Source organism: Nostocoides sp. HKS02 (assembly GCF_009707485.1).
GTDB lineage: Bacteria > Actinomycetota > Actinomycetes > Actinomycetales > Dermatophilaceae > Pedococcus.
This window is the reverse complement of the sequence record NZ_CP046121.1, coordinates 2,089,121-2,106,144: the sequence shown is the minus strand read 5'-3', so window position 1 is coordinate 2,106,144 and position 17,024 is coordinate 2,089,121. Positions and strand designations below refer to the sequence as shown.

The 17,024-nt window shown below is 71.5% G+C and carries 20 protein-coding genes and 1 pseudogene; 14 read left to right on the top strand and 7 right to left on the bottom strand.

Annotated elements, in window-relative coordinates:
* Positions 1 to 9 precede the first annotated feature (9 nt).
* From fdxA to GKE56_RS10010, 3 genes and pseudogenes are all read left to right on the top strand, one after another.
* On the top strand, positions 10 to 336 hold the full coding sequence (gene fdxA, locus GKE56_RS10020; RefSeq protein WP_154684428.1) for a ferredoxin: 327 nt from the start codon (positions 10 to 12) through the stop codon (positions 334 to 336).
* A 10-nt stretch (positions 337 to 346) separates the two neighbouring features.
* The gene (gene dapC, locus GKE56_RS10015; RefSeq protein WP_154684427.1) at positions 347 to 1,477 is read left to right on the top strand and encodes a succinyldiaminopimelate transaminase; all 1,131 of its coding nucleotides are present in this window, start codon (positions 347 to 349) and stop codon (positions 1,475 to 1,477) included.
* A 108-nt stretch (positions 1,478 to 1,585) separates the two neighbouring features.
* Positions 1,586 to 2,882: pseudogene (locus tag GKE56_RS10010) on the top strand (citrate synthase).
* Positions 2,883 to 2,997: 115 nt separating this feature from the next.
* On the opposite strand, the gene GKE56_RS10005 reads toward GKE56_RS10010, so the two are convergent.
* The 3 genes from GKE56_RS10005 to dapD all read right to left on the bottom strand — a co-directional run bounded on the left by GKE56_RS10005 (position 2,998) and on the right by dapD (position 5,961).
* Positions 2,998 to 3,999, bottom strand: coding sequence for a type IV toxin-antitoxin system AbiEi family antitoxin domain-containing protein (locus tag GKE56_RS10005; RefSeq protein WP_154684426.1), 1,002 nt, complete (start codon positions 3,997 to 3,999; stop codon positions 2,998 to 3,000).
* 155 nt (positions 4,000 to 4,154) lie between these two features.
* Positions 4,155 to 5,015 (bottom strand): hypothetical protein, encoded by an 861-nt coding sequence (locus tag GKE56_RS10000; RefSeq protein WP_230208889.1) that lies wholly within the window; start codon positions 5,013 to 5,015, stop codon positions 4,155 to 4,157.
* A 13-nt stretch (positions 5,016 to 5,028) separates the two neighbouring features.
* Positions 5,029 to 5,961: a 2,3,4,5-tetrahydropyridine-2,6-dicarboxylate N-succinyltransferase gene (gene dapD, locus GKE56_RS09995; RefSeq protein ID WP_154684424.1), complete on the bottom strand. Its 933-nt coding sequence runs from the start codon at positions 5,959 to 5,961 to the stop codon at positions 5,029 to 5,031.
* Between the two features lie 62 nt (positions 5,962 to 6,023).
* On the opposite strand from dapD, the gene dapE reads away from it, so the two are divergent.
* The 8 genes from dapE (at position 6,024) to GKE56_RS09955 (ending at position 12,255) form a co-directional block, all read left to right on the top strand.
* The gene (gene dapE, locus GKE56_RS09990; RefSeq protein WP_154684423.1) at positions 6,024 to 7,100 is read left to right on the top strand and encodes a succinyl-diaminopimelate desuccinylase; all 1,077 of its coding nucleotides are present in this window, start codon (positions 6,024 to 6,026) and stop codon (positions 7,098 to 7,100) included.
* A gap of 10 nt (positions 7,101 to 7,110) precedes the next feature.
* Complete coding sequence (locus GKE56_RS09985; RefSeq protein WP_195908074.1) at positions 7,111 to 7,890, top strand: TIGR00730 family Rossman fold protein; 780 nt, start codon at positions 7,111 to 7,113, stop codon at positions 7,888 to 7,890.
* Positions 7,891 to 7,930: 40 nt separating this feature from the next.
* Positions 7,931 to 8,203, top strand: a complete 273-nt coding sequence (locus GKE56_RS09980) for a hypothetical protein (protein ID WP_154684422.1) — start codon at positions 7,931 to 7,933, stop codon at positions 8,201 to 8,203.
* Positions 8,204 to 8,335: 132 nt separating this feature from the next.
* Positions 8,336 to 8,635: a DivIVA domain-containing protein gene (locus tag GKE56_RS09975; RefSeq protein WP_230208888.1), complete on the top strand. Its 300-nt coding sequence runs from the start codon at positions 8,336 to 8,338 to the stop codon at positions 8,633 to 8,635.
* Positions 8,636 to 8,637: 2 nt separating this feature from the next.
* Positions 8,638 to 9,114, top strand: coding sequence for an SRPBCC family protein (locus GKE56_RS09970; protein WP_154684420.1), 477 nt, complete (start codon positions 8,638 to 8,640; stop codon positions 9,112 to 9,114).
* The gene (locus tag GKE56_RS09965) at positions 9,111 to 9,692 is read left to right on the top strand and encodes a DNA-3-methyladenine glycosylase I (protein ID WP_154684419.1); all 582 of its coding nucleotides are present in this window, start codon (positions 9,111 to 9,113) and stop codon (positions 9,690 to 9,692) included. Before GKE56_RS09970 ends, GKE56_RS09965 begins: the two co-directional genes overlap by 4 nt.
* Positions 9,692 to 10,981: a hypothetical protein gene (locus GKE56_RS09960; protein WP_230208887.1), complete on the top strand. Its 1,290-nt coding sequence runs from the start codon at positions 9,692 to 9,694 to the stop codon at positions 10,979 to 10,981. The genes GKE56_RS09965 and GKE56_RS09960 overlap by 1 nt, the downstream gene beginning before the upstream one ends.
* Entirely contained in the window at positions 10,978 to 12,255 is a 1,278-nt protein-coding gene (locus tag GKE56_RS09955) for a hypothetical protein (RefSeq protein ID WP_154684418.1), read from the top strand. The genes GKE56_RS09960 and GKE56_RS09955 overlap by 4 nt, the downstream gene beginning before the upstream one ends.
* A gap of 26 nt (positions 12,256 to 12,281) precedes the next feature.
* On the opposite strand, the gene GKE56_RS09950 is transcribed toward GKE56_RS09955, so the two are convergent.
* The 3 genes from GKE56_RS09950 to GKE56_RS09945 are packed head-to-tail and all read right to left on the bottom strand — an operon-like array spanning position 12,282 to position 13,943.
* The gene (locus GKE56_RS09950; RefSeq protein ID WP_154684417.1) at positions 12,282 to 13,148 is read right to left on the bottom strand and encodes an enoyl-CoA hydratase/isomerase family protein; all 867 of its coding nucleotides are present in this window, start codon (positions 13,146 to 13,148) and stop codon (positions 12,282 to 12,284) included.
* Positions 13,145 to 13,285: a hypothetical protein gene (locus GKE56_RS18250; RefSeq protein ID WP_370518495.1), complete on the bottom strand. Its 141-nt coding sequence runs from the start codon at positions 13,283 to 13,285 to the stop codon at positions 13,145 to 13,147. Before GKE56_RS18250 ends, GKE56_RS09950 begins: the two co-directional genes overlap by 4 nt.
* On the bottom strand, positions 13,227 to 13,943 hold the full coding sequence (locus GKE56_RS09945; protein WP_230208886.1) for a PaaX family transcriptional regulator C-terminal domain-containing protein: 717 nt from the start codon (positions 13,941 to 13,943) through the stop codon (positions 13,227 to 13,229). Before GKE56_RS09945 ends, GKE56_RS18250 begins: the two co-directional genes overlap by 59 nt.
* Before the next feature lie 163 nt (positions 13,944 to 14,106).
* Here GKE56_RS09945 and GKE56_RS09940 point away from each other — a divergent pair, with 163 nt between their 5' ends.
* The 3 genes from GKE56_RS09940 (at position 14,107) to GKE56_RS09930 (ending at position 16,306) form a co-directional block, all read left to right on the top strand.
* The gene (locus tag GKE56_RS09940; protein WP_154684416.1) at positions 14,107 to 14,280 is read left to right on the top strand and encodes a DUF3117 domain-containing protein; all 174 of its coding nucleotides are present in this window, start codon (positions 14,107 to 14,109) and stop codon (positions 14,278 to 14,280) included.
* A gap of 107 nt (positions 14,281 to 14,387) precedes the next feature.
* Positions 14,388 to 15,953, top strand: coding sequence for a M17 family metallopeptidase (locus GKE56_RS09935; protein ID WP_154684415.1), 1,566 nt, complete (start codon positions 14,388 to 14,390; stop codon positions 15,951 to 15,953).
* Positions 15,950 to 16,306: a hypothetical protein gene (locus GKE56_RS09930; protein WP_154684414.1), complete on the top strand. Its 357-nt coding sequence runs from the start codon at positions 15,950 to 15,952 to the stop codon at positions 16,304 to 16,306. Before GKE56_RS09935 ends, GKE56_RS09930 begins: the two co-directional genes overlap by 4 nt.
* A 19-nt stretch (positions 16,307 to 16,325) precedes the next feature.
* Here GKE56_RS09930 and GKE56_RS09925 read toward each other — a convergent pair whose 3' ends face one another.
* The gene (locus tag GKE56_RS09925; RefSeq protein ID WP_154684413.1) at positions 16,326 to 16,958 is read right to left on the bottom strand and encodes an O-methyltransferase; all 633 of its coding nucleotides are present in this window, start codon (positions 16,956 to 16,958) and stop codon (positions 16,326 to 16,328) included.
* Between the last annotated feature and the right edge of the window lie 66 nt (positions 16,959 to 17,024).

Here is a 17,024-nt window from a genome sequence, read left to right as displayed (position 1 = left end):
ATGTGCGCCATGACGTACGTGATCGCGCAGCCTTGTGTGGACCTCAAGGACAAGGCCTGCATCGAGGAATGTCCGGTCGACTGCATCTACGAAGGTGAGCGGTCGCTCTACATCCACCCCGACGAGTGCGTCGACTGCGGTGCGTGCGAGCCGGTCTGCCCGGTCGAGGCGATCTACTACGAGGACGACGTCCCCGAGCAGTGGGCCGAGTACTACAAGGCCAACGTCGAGTTCTTCGACGACCTCGGCAGCCCTGGTGGCGCGGCCAAGCTCGGCCTCATCAACAAGGACCACCCGATCATCGCGGACCTGCCGCCCCAGGCGCACGACGAGTGAGCAGGGTCGCGTGAGCCTTCGCGCTCTGCCTGACTTTCCCTGGGACTCGCTCGCTCCGTTCAAGGAGCGGGCGAGTGCCGTGTCCGGGGGCCTGGTGGACCTCTCGGTGGGCACGCCGGTGGACCCGACCCCGGCTGTGGTCCAGGCGGCCCTGCGGGCGGCGGCCGACGCGCCGGGCTATCCCCAGACCGCAGGTACGCCCGCCCTGCGCGAGGCCGTCGCGGCCTGGTTCGAGCGTCGGCGGGGCGTCCCGGACGTCGATCCCGACGGGGTCCTGCCGACCATCGGCAGCAAGGAGCTCGTGGCCTGGCTGCCCACGCTCCTCGGCCTCGGCGCCGGTGACATCGTGGGGTTTCCCGGCATCGCCTACCCGACCTACGACGTCGGCGCGCGCTTGGCCGGGGCGACGCCGCAGCGGGTCGACGGCCTCGCCGAGCTTGGACCGCTGACGACCGCCACCACGCCGAAGCTCCTGTGGCTCAACAGTCCCGGCAACCCGACCGGTCGCGTGCTGGGCGTGGAGCACCTCGCGAAGGTCGTCGCGTGGGCGCGCGAGCACGGCGTCGTCGTGGCCAGCGACGAGTGCTACGCCGAGCTCGACTGGCGCGCGGCAGCCGACCGCGACCCCGACCTGCCCACGACCCCGAGCATCCTCGACCCGCGGGTCACCGGCGGCAGCCACGAGGGGCTGCTCGCGGTGTACTCCCTGAGCAAGCAGTCCAACCTCGCCGGCTACCGGGCCGCCTTCGTCGCCGGCGACGTCACCCTCGTCCGCCAGCTCCTCGAGGTCCGCAAGCACGCCGGGATGATCGTGCCCTGGCCCGTGCAGCAGGCGGTGACGGCTGCCGTCGCGGACGACGCCCACGTGGTCGACCAGAAGGCCCGGTATGCCGCGCGGCGGGCCACCCTTCGGGCGGCCGTCGAGGCGTTCGGGCTGCGGGTCGACCACTCCGAGGCTGGGCTCTACCTGTGGGCCACCCGGGGCGAGGACGCCTGGGCGACCATCGACGAGCTGGCCGGCCGCGGCATACTCGCGGCTCCGGGCACCTTCTACGGCGCAGCCGGCGGCCAGCACGTCCGCATCGCGCTGACGGCCACGGACGAACGCATCGCGACCGCTGCCGAGCGTCTCGCGAGGTAGTCGGCCGATTCCCGGACGGGCCGCGGGGTGGGGTAGCGTCGCAGTGCGCGGGGAGCGCCCGGCGCGACACCGCGTGGGTGCCCGCAAGACGTGGAGGATGGATTTCGCATGACTGACGCAACCGCTGGCGCGACTCTGAAGGCTGGCGACAAGACTCTCGAGCTGCCGCTCGTCAAGGCCAGCGAGGGGAACAACGGCTACGACGTCTCCAAGCTGATGAAGGTGACCGGCAACGTCACCCTCGACACCGGCTTCGTCAACACCGCCTCGTGCAGCAGCGCGATCACCTACATCGACGGCGACGCGGGCATCCTGCGCTATCGCGGCTACCCGATCGAGCAGCTCGCCGAGAAGTCGAGCTTCCTCGAGGTGTCCTACCTGCTGATCTACGGCGAGCTTCCGACCCAGGAACAAGCTCGACGACTTCGACTCCAAGGTCCGCCGCCACACGCTCCTGCACGAGGACCTGCGCGCCTTCTTCAACGGGTTCCCGCGCGACGCCCACCCCATGCCGGTGCTGTCCTCCGCGGTCTCGGCGCTGTCGACCTTCTACCAGGACAGCCTCGACCCGTTCGACAAGGAGCAGGTCGAGATCTCGACCGTGCGCCTGCTGGCCAAGCTGCCGACGATCGCGGCCTACGCCTACAAGAAGTCGGTCGGCCAGCCGTTCCTGTACCCCGACAACTCCCTGTCGCTGCCCGAGAACTTCCTGCGGATGACGTTCGGGTTCCCGGCCGAGCCCTACGACCTCGACGAGGACATGGTCAAGGCGCTCGACCTGCTGCTCATCCTGCACGCCGACCACGAGCAGAACTGCTCGACCTCGACGGTGCGGCTGGTGGGTTCGTCCAACGCCAACCTCTTCGCCTCGGTCTCGGCCGGCATCAACGCGCTGTTCGGCCCGCTGCACGGCGGCGCCAACCAGGCGGTGCTCGAGATGCTCCAGAAGATCAAGGACGACGGCGGCGACGTCGACACCTTCGTCAAGAAGGTCAAGAACAAGGAGAAGGGCGCGAAGCTGATGGGCTTCGGGCACCGGGTCTACAAGAACTACGACCCCCGCGCCGCCATCATCAAGAAGACCGCCGACACGATCCTCACCAAGGACGGCGTCCAGGACCCGTTGCTCGACATCGCCCTGCAGCTCGAGCAGCGTGCGCTCGAGGACGACTACTTCATCGAGCGCAAGCTCTACCCGAACGTCGACTTCTACACCGGCCTGATCTACAAGTCGATGGGCTTCCCGACCCGGATGTTCACCGTGCTCTTCGCCCTCGGCCGCCTTCCCGGCTGGATCGCCCAGTGGCGCGAGATGATCGAGGACCCGCAGACCAAGATCGGCCGTCCGCGCCAGATCTACACCGGTGCCACGGAGCGCGACTACATCGGCATGGGCAACCGCTGACCCCTCTCGAGGAACCTTTGCTAGCAAAGGTTCCTCGTTGGGGGACAGGGTGCAACCTGTCCGCGAATAAGTTTCCTGTGCTGGGCGGTGCCCGGCGGTATGCCGCCTACCCGGGTCACGCAGGGCGGCGCAACCTCGCGCGTGCCACCGCTGCGTCGATTCGGTCCCGCACGAGCGCCAGGTTGCCCACCTCGGCCCAGGTGAAGCGGACGAACTCGTGGGCCGACCTACGCAAGACGTCCTCCTCCCGTCGCTTCTCGGCAGCGAGGTTCTGCCGGTAGGCGGCCGCGCTGCCCGCATCCGCCGTTGAGGTGGCCAGCGCGTACTTGCCCAGTCCGTCGAACTCGACGACCACGGGGTCCTCGTCCAGGAGGAAGTCCCCCCGATAACCCCGACCCCCGGGCAGCGGCGCCTGGGGGGTGAACGCGTAGCCGAGCTGACGCATCGTGTGGGCGAGTCGTGTCTCGCCTGGCGACTCGTGTCGTCCGTCGGCGTGGTGCAGCAGCGCCCTGACGGCCGGAATCCCCGGATGGCGGGCATGCTGCTCAACGGCCCGCTGCAGGGCTTCGTGGGTGAGGAGATCGTGGTGAAGGGCGAACTCCGCCGCGATCAGGCCGTCCATGGGGGTGCGGCGCCTCGGCTCGTCCGCCGGGTAGAGACCGACCTGCACGATGGCGTCTGACAGGGGCACGGTAAAGAACCCCTCGGAGGTCTTCACCGGGGCAGTCGGAACCGGCGGGTGGATGACAGCCGATGGGCGGTGCCGGGTGTGGTTCGTGGTCGTTCGGCAGACATGGGCTGTGCCGAGGTCTGCCTGCCACAGGGGCAGGCCGTGCAGGACGAGAGCGGACTGATGGCTGGCGACCACCCGACCCTCGAACGACCTGAGCAGCGCGATGGTCAGGAGACGATGCTGCAGTCGTGCCGTTTCAAAGGCGTCCTCACCCTCCCACGGTGCCCTCTGCGCACCGGGTACGCGCACGGCATACCAGCCTCGGATCACGCGCCGAATGGCGCCTGCCTTCACGAGCCTGTGCAACCCGGTGGGGTCCACGCCGATCGAAGCAGCGGCGGCTGCGGACACGAGATGGTGTTCGGCGAGGTCATGCAGCTCCATGCCGGGAGAGTGCCAGAATCGGCGCACCTGCCCCGCGGTGCCTGTGGACAACCACCGGCTGGAACCGACCCAGCACAGGTACCTCGTTGTCGGACAGGGTGCACCGTGTCCGCCAACGAGGAACGCTTGCTAGCAGAGGTTCCTCGCGAGTTGGGTCAGCCGGCGAAGGTGACGGTCACCGTGGTGGCTGCGCCGGCCGGGCTGGCGTTCTGCCACTGCCAGCCCGAGGAGTCTCGGGTCCGGGTCCACTGCTTCGAGCCGACGCGCACGGTCGTGGCGCCGTACTGCGCTGCTTTGGCCACGGCATACGCGCCGGCGTTCCACGCGGCCCGCTCCGAGGCGGCGTGCACCGTCAGGGTGCGGCCCGACACCGTGGACGAGACGCCCATCTCGTGCCCCAGGGCGGACTTCAGGCCGGCGGGGTCGCCGGTGGTCGCGTCGTTGAGGCGACAGCCGAGGCCGCCGGGGGAGTGACCCGACAGGGTCGAGGCGAGCAGCCGCCCCTCCTGCTCGTGGCTGGCGTAGGCGTCGGGGTAGGCGCTCTTCTGCACCTTCTGGGCGATCTCGGTGATCTTCATGGTCTCGTAGCCGTGGACCTTCACGAGCGCGTCGTAGAACCGGTTCGTCGCATAGACCGGGTCGAGGATCTGCTCGGTGGTGCCCCAGCCCTGGCTCGGCCGCTGCTGGAACAGCCCGACCGAGTCGAGGTCGCCGTACTTGAGGTTGCGCAGCTTGGACTCCTGGATCGCCGTGGCGATCGCGATCGTGGCCGCGCGGGCGGGCAGGCCGCGTCGCTCCGCGACCGCCTCGATCGTCGCGGCGTATGCCGTCTGGCTCGGGTCGAAGTCGACGCTCGACCCCAGCGCGGTCGCCTGACAACGCGGGCCGCCGAAGTTCGTGACGAGCCCGCGGATGCCCATCCACCCGGCGAACACCAGTCCGGCGGCGAGGACCAGGAGCACCAGCCGGACGACCAGCCGTCGGATCCGCGGAGGGCGGTGCTCTTCGGCGAGCACGACCCCACCGCGCCTAGTCGTTGGCATGCAGGGCCGAGTTGAGGACGATGCCGTGCCCGTCGCGCGCGCGTGCCTCGACGGTGCCGGTGACCGAGTTGCGCAGGAACAGCAGGCTGTCCTGGCCGGAGAGATCACGAGCCTTGACGACCTGGCCGTCCGGCAGGGTCACCTTGGTGCCGGCGGTGAGGTACAGCCCGGCCTCGACGACGCAGTCGTCACCCAGGGCGATGCCGAGGCCCGACTCGGCGCCCAGCAGGCAGCGCTCGCCGATGCGTACGCGTTCGGTGCCACCGCCGGAGAGGGTGCCCATGGTCGAGGCGCCGCCGCCGATGTCGGAGCCGTCCCCGACGACCACTCCCTGGCTGATCCGGCCCTCGACCATCGAGTGGCCCAGGGTGCCGGCGTTGAAGTTGACGAAGCCCTCGTGCATGACGGTCGTGCCGGGGGCGAGATGGGCGCCCAGGCGCACGCGGTCGGCGTCGCCGATGCGGACGCCCGCGGGCACGACGTAGTCGGTCATGCGGGGGAACTTGTCGACCCCGAGCACCTGCACCGGACCACGGGCACGCAGCGCGGCCCGGGTCAGCTCGAAGCCCTCGACAGCACAGGGGCCCTGCGTCGTCCAGACGACGTTGACGAGCACACCGAACAGGCCGTCGAGGTTGACCGTGTTGGGCTGCACGAGGCAGTGCGAGAGCAGGTGGAGGCGCAGGTAGGCGTCGGCCGGGTCGGCCGGAGCCGCGTCGAGGTCGATCTCGGTGGTGACCACCTCGAGGCGGACCCCGCGCACGTCGTCCTTGGCGGCGAGCGCCTCGAGCGCGGCGTCCGCCACCGCGTCGGCAGGACGCTCACCAAGCGCAGGCTGGGGGTACCACGTGTCGAGGACGGCCCCGTCGTCGTGCACGGTCGCCAGTCCATGGCCCCAGGCCCTGCGTTCGGTGCTCATGGGGGCAAGCCTACGAGAGCGGCGCCTGCGGGCCGGAATCGCGTCATCAGTACGCTCTCAGCATGGCGACCACCCCTGCCCTGGACCTGTCCGCCGACATCGTGAGCCTCACGGCCGCCCTCTGCGACATCGAGTCGGTCTCGCGCGACGAGGCGCTGATCTGCGACGTGATCGAGGCCGCCCTGGAGCCGTTGACGCACCTCGACGTCACCCGGATCGGCAACACGCTGGTCGCCCGCACCTCCCTTGGCCGCGCCGAGCGGGTCGTGCTCGCTGGCCACCTCGACACCGTCCCGCTGACCAGGGACCCGGCCAACCTGCCCACCTGGCGCGCGGGTGACGACCTGTGGGGCCGTGGCACGGTCGACATGAAGGGCGGCGTCGCCGTCCAGCTCAAGGCTGCCCTCGTGACCGAGCCCAGTCGCGACCTCACGCTGGTCTTCTACGAGGGCGAGGAGATCGACAGCCAGTACAACGGCCTGCTCCACATCCACCAGCAGCGTCCCGACCTCATCGAGGACGCCGACTTCGCCGTGCTGCTCGAGCCGACGGGTGCGATCGTCGAGGGCGGGTGCAAGGGCACGTTGCGCGCCGAGGTCGTCACCAAGGGCATCGCCGCTCACTCCGCCCGCCCGTGGAACGGCCACAACGCCATCCACGATGCCGCCGAGGTGCTGACCCGGCTCGCGGCATACGAGCCGGAAACGGTGGTCGTCGACGGCCTGGAGTACCGCGAGGCCATGAACGCCGTGGCCATCACCGGCGGCATCGCCGGCAACGTCATCCCCGACCGTTGCGTCGTGACGGTCAACTACCGCTACGCCCCCGACAAGTCGCCGCAGGACGCGCTCGCGGTGGTGCACCAGCTGTTCCACGGGTACGTCGTCACGGTCGAGGACAACGCCGGCGGTGCCCGCCCGGGGCTCGACCGGCCGGCCGCGAAGGCGTTCGTCGAGGCACTCGGTGTCGATGTCGTCGCCAAGCAGGGCTGGACCGACGTCGCCCGGTTCGCCGCGATGGGCGTGCCCGCCGTCAACTTCGGCCCCGGCGACCCCAACCTCGCCCACCACGACGAGGAGCGCTGCCCGGTCGGCCAGCTCGTCGACGCCGAGGCCGCGCTGCTGCGCTGGCTCGCGTAGGTTGGCCCGCGTGAGCGACCACCAGACGAGCGGCGCCACCGAGCGCGACTTCGACTACCACACCGGCCCGGTGACGCTGCGCGGCTCACGGGTCCCCGGCACGACCACCGACCAGCGCCTGCTCGACAGCCGCGGCCCGAGCGACTGGCTGCACACCGACCCGTGGCGGGTGATGCGCATCCAGAGCGAGTTCGTCGAGGGCTTCGGTGCACTCGCCGAGCTCGGCCCCGCGGTGAGTGTGTTCGGGTCGGCGCGCACCCGGCCCGGCACCCCGTTCTACGAGATGGGCACCGAGGTGGCGCGTCGCCTCGTCGAGAGCGGGTATGCCGTGATCACCGGTGGCGGGCCGGGCGCCATGGAGGCCGCCAACAAGGGCGCGCTCGAGGCGGGCGGCGCGTCCGTCGGGCTCGGGATCGAGCTGCCGTTCGAGCAGGGCCTCAACGAGTTCGTCAACCTCGGGGTGAACTTCCGCTACTTCTTCGCCCGCAAGACGATGTTCGTCAAGTACGCCCAGGGGTTCATCGTGCTGCCGGGCGGATTCGGCACCCTCGACGAGCTGTTCGAGGCCGTCACCCTGGTCCAGACCCAGAAGGTCACGTCCTTCCCGATCGTGCTGATGGGCCGGGAGTACTGGGGCGGGCTGTTCGACTGGCTGCGGGGCACCGTCCTGCAGACCGGCACGGTCAGCGCCAAGGACATCGACCTGCTCCACCTCACCGACGACGTCGACGAGGCCGTCCGACTGGTCATCGCCGCCGACGAGCAGGTCGCGCCCAAACGGCCCGAATGAGGGATGGACGCGGCCCGGTCGCACCGAGGATCATCACGGGATGACCATCTCGCCCCTGCCGAGCCGCGGTGACGTCATCGTCGGTCGCGACGTCGCGGGTCGCACGCTGCGCATCTCGGGACATCCCAAGAGTGGCAGGGTCGTGCTCTCGATCTGGCAGGACACCGTCTGCCGGGCCACGCTGCGCCTCGCGCCCGAGGACGTGCCGGAGTTCGTCGAGATGCTGACCCGCTCGGCCATCGAACCGGCCGACCCGGCGACGGCCGAGGTCCGCCGGCTCCACGGTCACCACCGCGCCGACGCGACGGGCTGACAGCGGGGCTGACAACGGGGCTGACCACGGGGCTGACAACGGGGTTGACCCGGAGCCGGTCGGAGCGGGTTCGGAGCTGGGTTCAGGGGGTCTGAGTAGGACCGACGCGCACTTCGTGCGACGATCGACCGCGTGATCTGGGTGCTCTTCATCGCCGTGGCGGTCCTCCTGCTCGGGGGCTTTGCCGCGCTCATCACGGGCCGGATCGGGTACGACCCCCTGGCCGAGGCAACGACCACCCAGCGCGACCCCGGACTGCCCGAGGACTTCCACGCGGTGGACCTGCTCGGCGTGCACTTCGACACCGCCCTGCGGGGGTACCGCATGGACCAGGTGGATGCCGTCCTCGACCGCCTGCAGGACCGCCTCGCCGAGCTCGAGAGTCGCCCGGGCACCGCCCCCGGAGCGGCATCGTCCGACCCCGCCCGCTGACCATGGGCGCACTGCACCTCACGCGGGAGACGTCCGCGCCACCAGCCGTGGTGTGGGACGTCCTCACCGACTTCGCGGCATACGGCCAGTGGATCCCGCTGACCCACATGCGCGTCGACACCGGACGGCCCCATGTGGGTTGGGGCTTCGCGGGCTTCAGCGGACTGGGGCGGGTCGGGTTCTGGGACCCCATGCTCGTCACCGCATGGGCACCCCCGGTCGGCGGCCACGGCCGGTTCCGCGTGGTGAAGACCGGGTGGGTGCTCGGTGGCTGGGCCGACGTCAGTGTCGCACCTCGCGACGGTGGGGGCACCCGGCTGGACTGGGCCGAGGACGCCGTGGTCCGGCCGCTGCCGTTCCGGCGAAGCCTCGCCCCCCTGCTCGATCCCGCGCTCGACCGGGCCAGCCGCTGGCTCTACGGTCGTGCCATCGACGCCATGCTCGCCGAAGCCCTGCGCCGCACCGAGTCCGCCTCGTGAGCGGCCTGGTCGTCGGCCCCGACGGCGTGACCCGCTGCGCCTGGGCGGGGAGCACGCCCGACTACCTCGTCTACCACGACACCGAGTGGGGGGTGCCCGTCCACGGCGAACAGGCCCTCTACGAGCGGCTCACCCTCGAGGCGTTCCAGTCCGGGTTGTCCTGGCTGACGATCCTGCGCAAGCGGGACGCGTTCCGGGCGGCGTTCGCAGGGTTCGACCCCGAGGCTGTCGCCGCCTTCGACGACGCGGACCGACAGCGGCTCCTGGCCGACGCGGGCATCGTCCGCAACCGCCTCAAGATCGACGCCGCCATCCGCAACGCGGCCGCCGTCGTGGCGCTGCGCGAGGTCGGCGGCCTCGAGGCGCTGATGTGGTCGCACGCCCCGGCTGACCACCGGCCTCCGGCGAGCGTGGAGGACCTGCGGGCCACCTCGCCCGAGTCGGTGGCGCTCGCCAAGGCGCTCAAGCGCGCCGGGTTCGTCTTCGTCGGCCCCACGACGATGTATGCCGCGATGCAGGCCTGCGGGTTGGTCGACGACCACCTGGCCGGGTGCTATCGCGCGGGCGGTCGCGGTTGATGGGCGCAGCGTCCCGCCTTCGATCCGCACGGTTCGGCGACCGAGCACGGTTCGGCGACCAAGCACAGCTCGGCGCCCGGGCCGGCCTGGCGCAGCTCACCCGCAGCCTGACAGCGCGAGTGGTGCTGGTCTACCTCGTCCTGCGGGTGGTGTCCGCCGTGATGGTCGTGATGGCCAGCCACGACCAGGTGCCCGTCGCGGGGTGGACGGGGCAGCACGTCGGCTACCTCGACATGACGGTGCTCTGGGACGGCAGCTGGTACCGCCACGCGGCCCAGGACGGTTACCCGACGACGCTGCCGATCGACCCGGCCAGTGGTCACGTGGCCCAGAACGCCTGGGCCTTCTACCCGCTGTTCCCGCTGGCTTCGCGTGCACTCATGGGCCTCACCGGACTCGGATTCCCCGTGGTCGCGAGCACCCTGTCGCTGCTCTGCGGACTGGGCGCCTGCGTGGTCATGGCCCGGCTGCTGGCCGACCGGGTCGGCGATCGGGTGGCGCTGGCCACGGTGGCGGTGTGGGCCGCCTTCCCGGCAGCGGTGTCGCTGCAGCTGGCCTACAGCGAGTCGATCGCGATGCTCGTGCTCTGCGCCACCCTCTGGGCGGTGCTGCGGCGTGCCTGGGTCGCCGTCGCCGCCCTGACCCTGCTCCTGGGCGTCACCCGCCCCATCGCGGCCCCCGTGGCCGTGGTCGTCGCGGTGGCCCTGTTCGTGCGGTGGCGCCGTCGCGGGGCCGAGCCGATCAGCGCGGGTGAGTACCTCGGCGGCGCGGCAGCACTGGTCGCCTCGGGACTGGCGCCACTCGTCTGGCCCGCGATCGCGTGGTTCGTCACGGGTTCGCGCACCGCCTACACCGACACCATGGCGGCGTGGCGGGCGGACGGCCAGATCGTCCCCTTCAAGCCCTGGCTCTGGATGTCCGAATGGGTCTTCCGCGACACCAGCCACGCCGCCTTCCTCGGCCCGGCGTCACTCGTCGTCCTCGGCGGCACCATCCTCGCTCTCACCCTCGGGCCCTGGGCGCGGCGGCTGGGACCCGAGCTGCGCACGTGGTGCCTGGCGTACCCGGCATACCTCGCAGTGGTCCTCGACCCGTTCACGAGCATCTACCGCTACGCCCTGCCGCTGTTCCCGCTGCTCGCCGTCGTCCTCGGTGGTGCCTGGCTGCGCCGCACGGCCCGGTGGCTGTGGGTTCGGACCGCGGTCCTGGTCGCCCTCGGCGTCGTCGGGCAGGCCGCCTGGATCTGGAAGCTGCTCGTCTTCGTGCCGCCGTCGGACTACCCGCCGTGACCGCCCTGCAGACCCTGGCGACGCTGCGCACCTCCCAGGGTCGCAGCGCCGCCGCCGGACGGGCCCTTGCCCACCCCGTCGCCTTCCTCATGGTCGTGTATGCCGCGACCCGCGTCTTCGCGCTGCTCGCCATGGTCGTGTCGGCCATCTGGTTCCAGACCCCCGCGGGCGTCGGCCACCTGCACCCGACCGTCGGCGACATCCTGGGGTCCTGGGACAGCGTCTGGTACAAGCGCGTCGCGACGACCGGCTACCCGGTGCCGTTGCCCGCCGACCCCGACACCGGCCTGTTGACCTACAGCGCGTGGGCGTTCTACCCCGCGTTCCCCATGCTGGTCCGGGTCCTGATGCTCACCGGCCTGCCGTTCGAACCGGCGGCGGTGCTGCTCAACGTCGTCCTCGGTGCCGCATCCGTGCTCGTCGTCTGGCGCTGCTTCCACTTCGCCGTGCACGCTGCCCCGCAGCCGGCCCGCGAGCGGCTGGCCCTCGTCGCGGCAGCCCTGTGGTGCCTCTACCCGGCGACCGGGATTCTGCTCATGCCGTACACCGAAGCGCTCGCGTGCGTGCTCATCGCTGCCTCCCTGCTGCTGCTCATGCGGCGCCAGTACGCGCTCGTGGCTGCCGTGGCGATCCCTCTGGGGTTCACCCGTGCCGCGGCCCCGGCGATCGCCTGCGCCGCGCTGGCCCACCTCGGGCTGCGCTGGCGTGACGACCGGGCGGCCGGGCTGCGGCCCCTGCACGGCCAGCGGCTCATGGCTGCGCTGATGATCGCGGCGACCGCGGTCTCGTCGGTCGCCTGGCCGGTCGTCGTGGGGGTGGCCAGTGGGCTGCCGACGGCCTTCTTCCAGGTGCAGGCGGCCTGGGGGCAGAAGCCCCAGTCGGGCCCGTTCGTGCTGTGGATCTCCTGGGCCTGGGACTCCCACGGCCTGGCGGGAGTCCTCATCCTCGTCGCGCTCGTCGCGACCTACATCGCGCTGATCCTCGGGCGGCACGGGCGGTGGCTGGCCCTCGAGCTGCGCGTGTGGGCCCTGGCGTACCCGCTGTACCTGCTCGCAGTGGTCCGTCCGATCACGAGCATGTGGCGGTTCCTGCTGCTCGACTTCCCGATCGCGGCACTGGTGGCCTCGGTGGCCATGCGGACGTCGTCGGGCGCGAGCGTGGTGGCGCACTGGCGTCGCCGGGTCGGCGTCGTCGCGCTGCTGCTGCTCGGCGGGATGATGTGGTTCACCTGCACGCTGCTGACCTACGTCCCCTGGGCCGCGACCCCTCCGTGACCGACGGGCCGCCGAGCCGGGGTCGGCTACCGGCCGGTGAACTCGGGGCGCTCCTTGGCGAGAAACGCCGCGACCGCGGCGTGGTGGTCGGCACTGGCCCCGGTCAGGGCCATGAGCTCGGCCTCGTGTGCCAAGGACGCGCTCAGGTCGTGGCCCGCGCTGAACGCCACCGCCCGCCGGATCGAGCCGTACGCCAGGGTCGGCCCCGCCGCGAGCCGGGTCGCGAGCTCCTGCACCGTCGCCGTGAGCTCCTCGGGACGGACGACCTGGGTCACCAGGCCGAGCTGGAGGCACTCGTCGGCCGGCAGGGTCCGGGGGAGCAGGAGCAGCTCCTTGGCGCGGGCCGGCCCCACCAGCCGCGGCAGCCACCACGAGGACCCGGAGTCGCACGACAGGGCGATGCCGGCGAACGCGAGGTTGATCCCTGCGGTGTCGACGATCACCCGGAAGTCGGCGGCCATCGCGAAGGCCGCCCCGGCCCCGGCGGCCACGCCGTTGAGCGCAGCGACGACGGGCTTGTTCATCGTCGCCAGCAGCTCGACGATCGGGTTGTAGTGCGCCGGCACGGTCTCCCAGAGGGACGCGTCGTCACGCTGGAGCAGCTCGACGTGCTCACGCAGGTCCTGACCGACACAGAACGCCCGCCCCGACCCCGTGAGGACGACGCAGCGCACCGAGGCGTCCTCCGCGACCTCGGTCAGTGCGGCGAGCAGGGCCACCTTGGTCGCGATGTCGAGTGAGTTCATCGCCTCGGGCCGGCCCAGGCGGACCGTCGCGACCGCGCCGTCACGCTCGACCACCACAGGGGAGGGCGCAGCCGCGGACGTGGCGGAGGACTGCTGGGCGTCGGCTGGCTGTGGCTCGGTCTGTGGCTCGGTCTGTGGCTCGGTCATCGCACCATCATGGCCGGTCCGCCGCGCGCGGCGCCGTTCAGCCAGGCGTCGACCCACTCACGCGCGGGCGGCAGCAGCTCACGGGCGCGGCTGTCGAACCGCGCGGCAGCCTCCCGGCCGGGCCACGAGTCGGGCAGGACCTCGTCGGGCAGCCCCGGATCGCGGAACAGGAACAAGCCGCCACTCGTGCACCAGCTCGGTCCGCGCCACGAATGCCTCCTCCGGCGCGGAGACCGACGGCATCCGCCCGGTGGCCGCGCTGAACTCGCGGTAGGCGTCAGCCAGGGTGCGCAGGTCCCACACCCGCGCCACGACCTGCTGCGGGTCGCCGTCCACGGTGCTCGTGAACCCCTGCCACGTGACGCCCGCAGCGCTCAGCGCGGCCTCGAGCTCGCGGCTGGGGCGCGGGGCGAGCCAGGTGTCGGCCGCGAGCTGGCCGTAGCCGAGGTAGGCGAGGGCTTGGGCGCAGCGGGCGCGCAGGTTCCGGTCAGGGGTGCGCTCCACGACGACCACGTGCCAGCGACCGTCCCAGGGCGCGGGCTCGGTGCGGTAGATCCGGGCATGCGCCTCACTGAGCCGCTGCCGGGCACGGGCCGACACGGCATACCCGCGCAGCTCGCGTTCGGCCGGCTCCAGCCACCCCTCCTGCACCATCCGCGAGACCGCGGTCCGCACGGCAGGTGCCGAGATCCCCAGCGAACCCAACAGCCCGACCGATGCCGAGATCGGCGCCCAGCCGCCGCGATCGAGCAGATGGTCGCCGTAGAGGTCGAAGAGGGCAGAGCGGGCGTGCACAGGAGCAGTCTTGCCGATCCGGCAGTCGCGGCGGGGGAGGGTGGATTTCGCATGGAGGCGTGTTCACGGGATAATGGACCAAATCTGGCACGCTCGGCAGCACACACACTGGCGTGGACGCGCGTGCCGACGGAAGACCACGCCTGACGGAAGGGACACACCCATGGCGGCGATGAAGCCGAGGACCGGCGACGGTCCGCTCGAGGTGACCAAGGAAGGTCGCGGCATCGTCCTGCGCATGCCCCTCGAAGGCGGCGGCCGGCTGGTGGTCGAGATGACGCCTGACGAGGTTCGCGCCCTGGGCGAGGCCATCAACAACTGCGAAGGCCTCAAGTAGCCCGCTGAAGCACGCTGACCAGACCCCCTCCGGCCCTTGCCGGTGGGGGTCTGGTCGCATGGACGGGCGTATGCCGGGTGCCCAGCCGGGTCGGTAGGGTCGGGTCCGTGCCTGCACCCGATCTCCTCACGCCGACGTCCAGCGACTGGGCGGTACGCCCCGGCCCGCTGGCCGACGTGCTCGCCGACCTCGACCCCGCCGACCTCCTGCTCGCCCTCCCGGTCGCCGCGGACGGGTTTGCTGGCACCGGCGCGACGGCCGATGCGCTGGCCCTGCTCGGGCTCGATCTGGCCGAGGTGGCTGCCGCCTACGAGCCCGCTGGCAAGGCCGGTTCGCTGACCCGGATCCCGGTGGTGCCCGCCGACCGCGCCGCCCGGGTGGTGCTCCTGGTCGGGGTGGGGACCGGGACGCCCGCCGAGCTGCGTGAGGCCGGCGCCGCAGTCGGCCGGGTCGGCCGCGGTCACGCCCAGCTGGTGACGACCATCGCCGCCGCCGCCGCCGCCGCCGCCGACGACGACGCCGCCGCCGACCTCGCGGGTGGCTCCGCCGGCCAGGCGGCCTTCGCCGAGGGTCTGGCGCTGGGCGGCTACTCCTCGCCACGCTGGCTCGGCGCCGACGCCCCGGCACCGGACGGCCCGGTGCAGTCCGTGGTCCTGTGCGGGAGCTTCGACGACGTCGCGGTCCGCGCCGCCGTCGTCCGTGCGCGGGCGACGATGCTCGCCCGCAACCTCGCCGTCACCCCCTCGAACATCAAGAACCCGGCCTGGGTCGCCACCCAGGCGCGCACGGTGGCCCGCCGCACGGGTCTGGACATCAGGGTGTGGACCGAGCGCGAGCTGCGGGCCGAGGGGTTCGGCGGCTTGCTCGCCGTCGGCGCCGGCTCGGTGAGCCCCCCTCGACTCGTCCAGGTCGACTACGCGCCACCGGGCACCGACGCTGCCACGCCGCGGGTCGTGCTGGTCGGCAAGGGGATCACGTTCGACACCGGCGGTCTCGACCTCAAGCCCAGCGAGGGCATGCTCGCCATGAAGACCGACATGAGCGGTGCCGCCGTGGTCCTTGCCGTGCTCGCGGCCTGCGCCGAGCTCGGCGTCGAGGTCCGGGTCACGGGCCTGCTCGCGCTCGCGGAGAACGCCCTCGGCGGCGGGTCGTACCGACCCTCGGACGTGGTGACCCAGTACGGCGGCACGACGGTCGAGATCGGCAACACCGACGCCGAGGGTCGCCTCGTGATGGCCGATGCGCTGGCGTATGCCGACCTCACCCTCGAGCCGGACGTCCTGGTCGACATCGCCACCCTCACGGGCGCGGCGCGGGTGGCGCTCGGCCGGTCGATGGCGCCCGTCTTCGCGACCGACGACGCACTCTGCGAGGCACTGGTGCGTGCTGGGGAGGCCACCGGCGAGCTGCTCTGGCCGTTCCCGCTGGTCGAGGACTACCGCCCCAGCCTCGACAGCGAGGTTGCCGACATCAACCACATCGCGGGCAGCGCGAGCGGCGGCGGCTCGATCTCGGCAGCATTGTTCCTCCGCGAGTTCGCGGGCTCACGTCGGTGGGCGCACCTCGACATCGCCGGGGTCGGTCGCTCCGACGTGGACCGTGGGCTCCTCACCAAGGGCGGCACGGGCTTCGGCGCGCGACTGCTCCTGACCTGGTTGGAGACGATGGCATGAACGCCGGATACGGGCTCTCGGTGCGCTGGTCGCTCGAGCACGCTCCTGAGGATGTCGCCGGCAAGCTCCGGGAGTACGTCATCGGCACGTCGATGGCCAGGTTCATGTTCCTCGACGGACTGGCCTTCAAGACGTGGCGCATGGTCGAGGGCCGCTGGTTCGAGGGCACCTACGTCTTCGACCAGGCCGTCTACCGCGACGACTTCGCAGCCGAGTTCAGCGCCACCGCGGCAGACGCCCCGGGCAGCGCGATCATTGGCTCGCCACCGATCTCGATCGAGCCCTTCGAGATCGTGGCGATCGCCGAGGGTCCGGCCGGGTTCCGGCGCGGCCCCGGCCCCGGCACCGCCTGAGGGTCAGGGTTGGGGCGCCTCAGCGCTTGACGGCCGCGAAGACCCCGTCGCCCACGGGCAGCAGTGCCGGCACCAAGCGGTCGTCGTCGCGCAGCCGCTTGCCCAGGTCGCGCAGCACGACCGTCTCGGCGTCGCGCGCGGCGGGGTCGGCGACCTTGTCGTGCCAGAGCATGTTGTCGAGGACGAGCACCCCGCCGGAGCGCAGCAGGCGGATCGCGTGGTCGACGTAGTCGGGGTACTCCCGCTTGTCGCCGTCGATGAGCACCATGTCGTAGGCGCCGTCGGTCATCCGGGGCAGCACGTCGAGCGCCCGCCCTGTGATGACGCGGGTGCGCTGGTGGGCGATGCCCGCCTCGGCATACGCCTTGCGGGCCGAGCCCTGGTGCTCGGGCTCGACGTCGATCGTCGTGAGGATGCCGTCCTCCGGCATGCCCTGGAGCATCCACAGTCCCGAGGTGCCTGCGCCCGTGCCGACCTCGACGACGGACTTGGCCTTCACCGCGGCAGCGAGCAGCCGAAGCAGCACGCCGGCACCGTTGCCCACCGGGATCGCCCCGAGCTCCTCGCCGCGCCGACGAGCCTGCTCGATCACCTCGTTCTCGGTGACGAACTCCTCGGCGTACGCCCAGCTGGCGGGCTTCTGTGCACTCATGCGGCAAACCCTACTGCGGTGACGTGCGACGCTTGGCCGGACTCGGCATACAGGAAACCCTCAGGT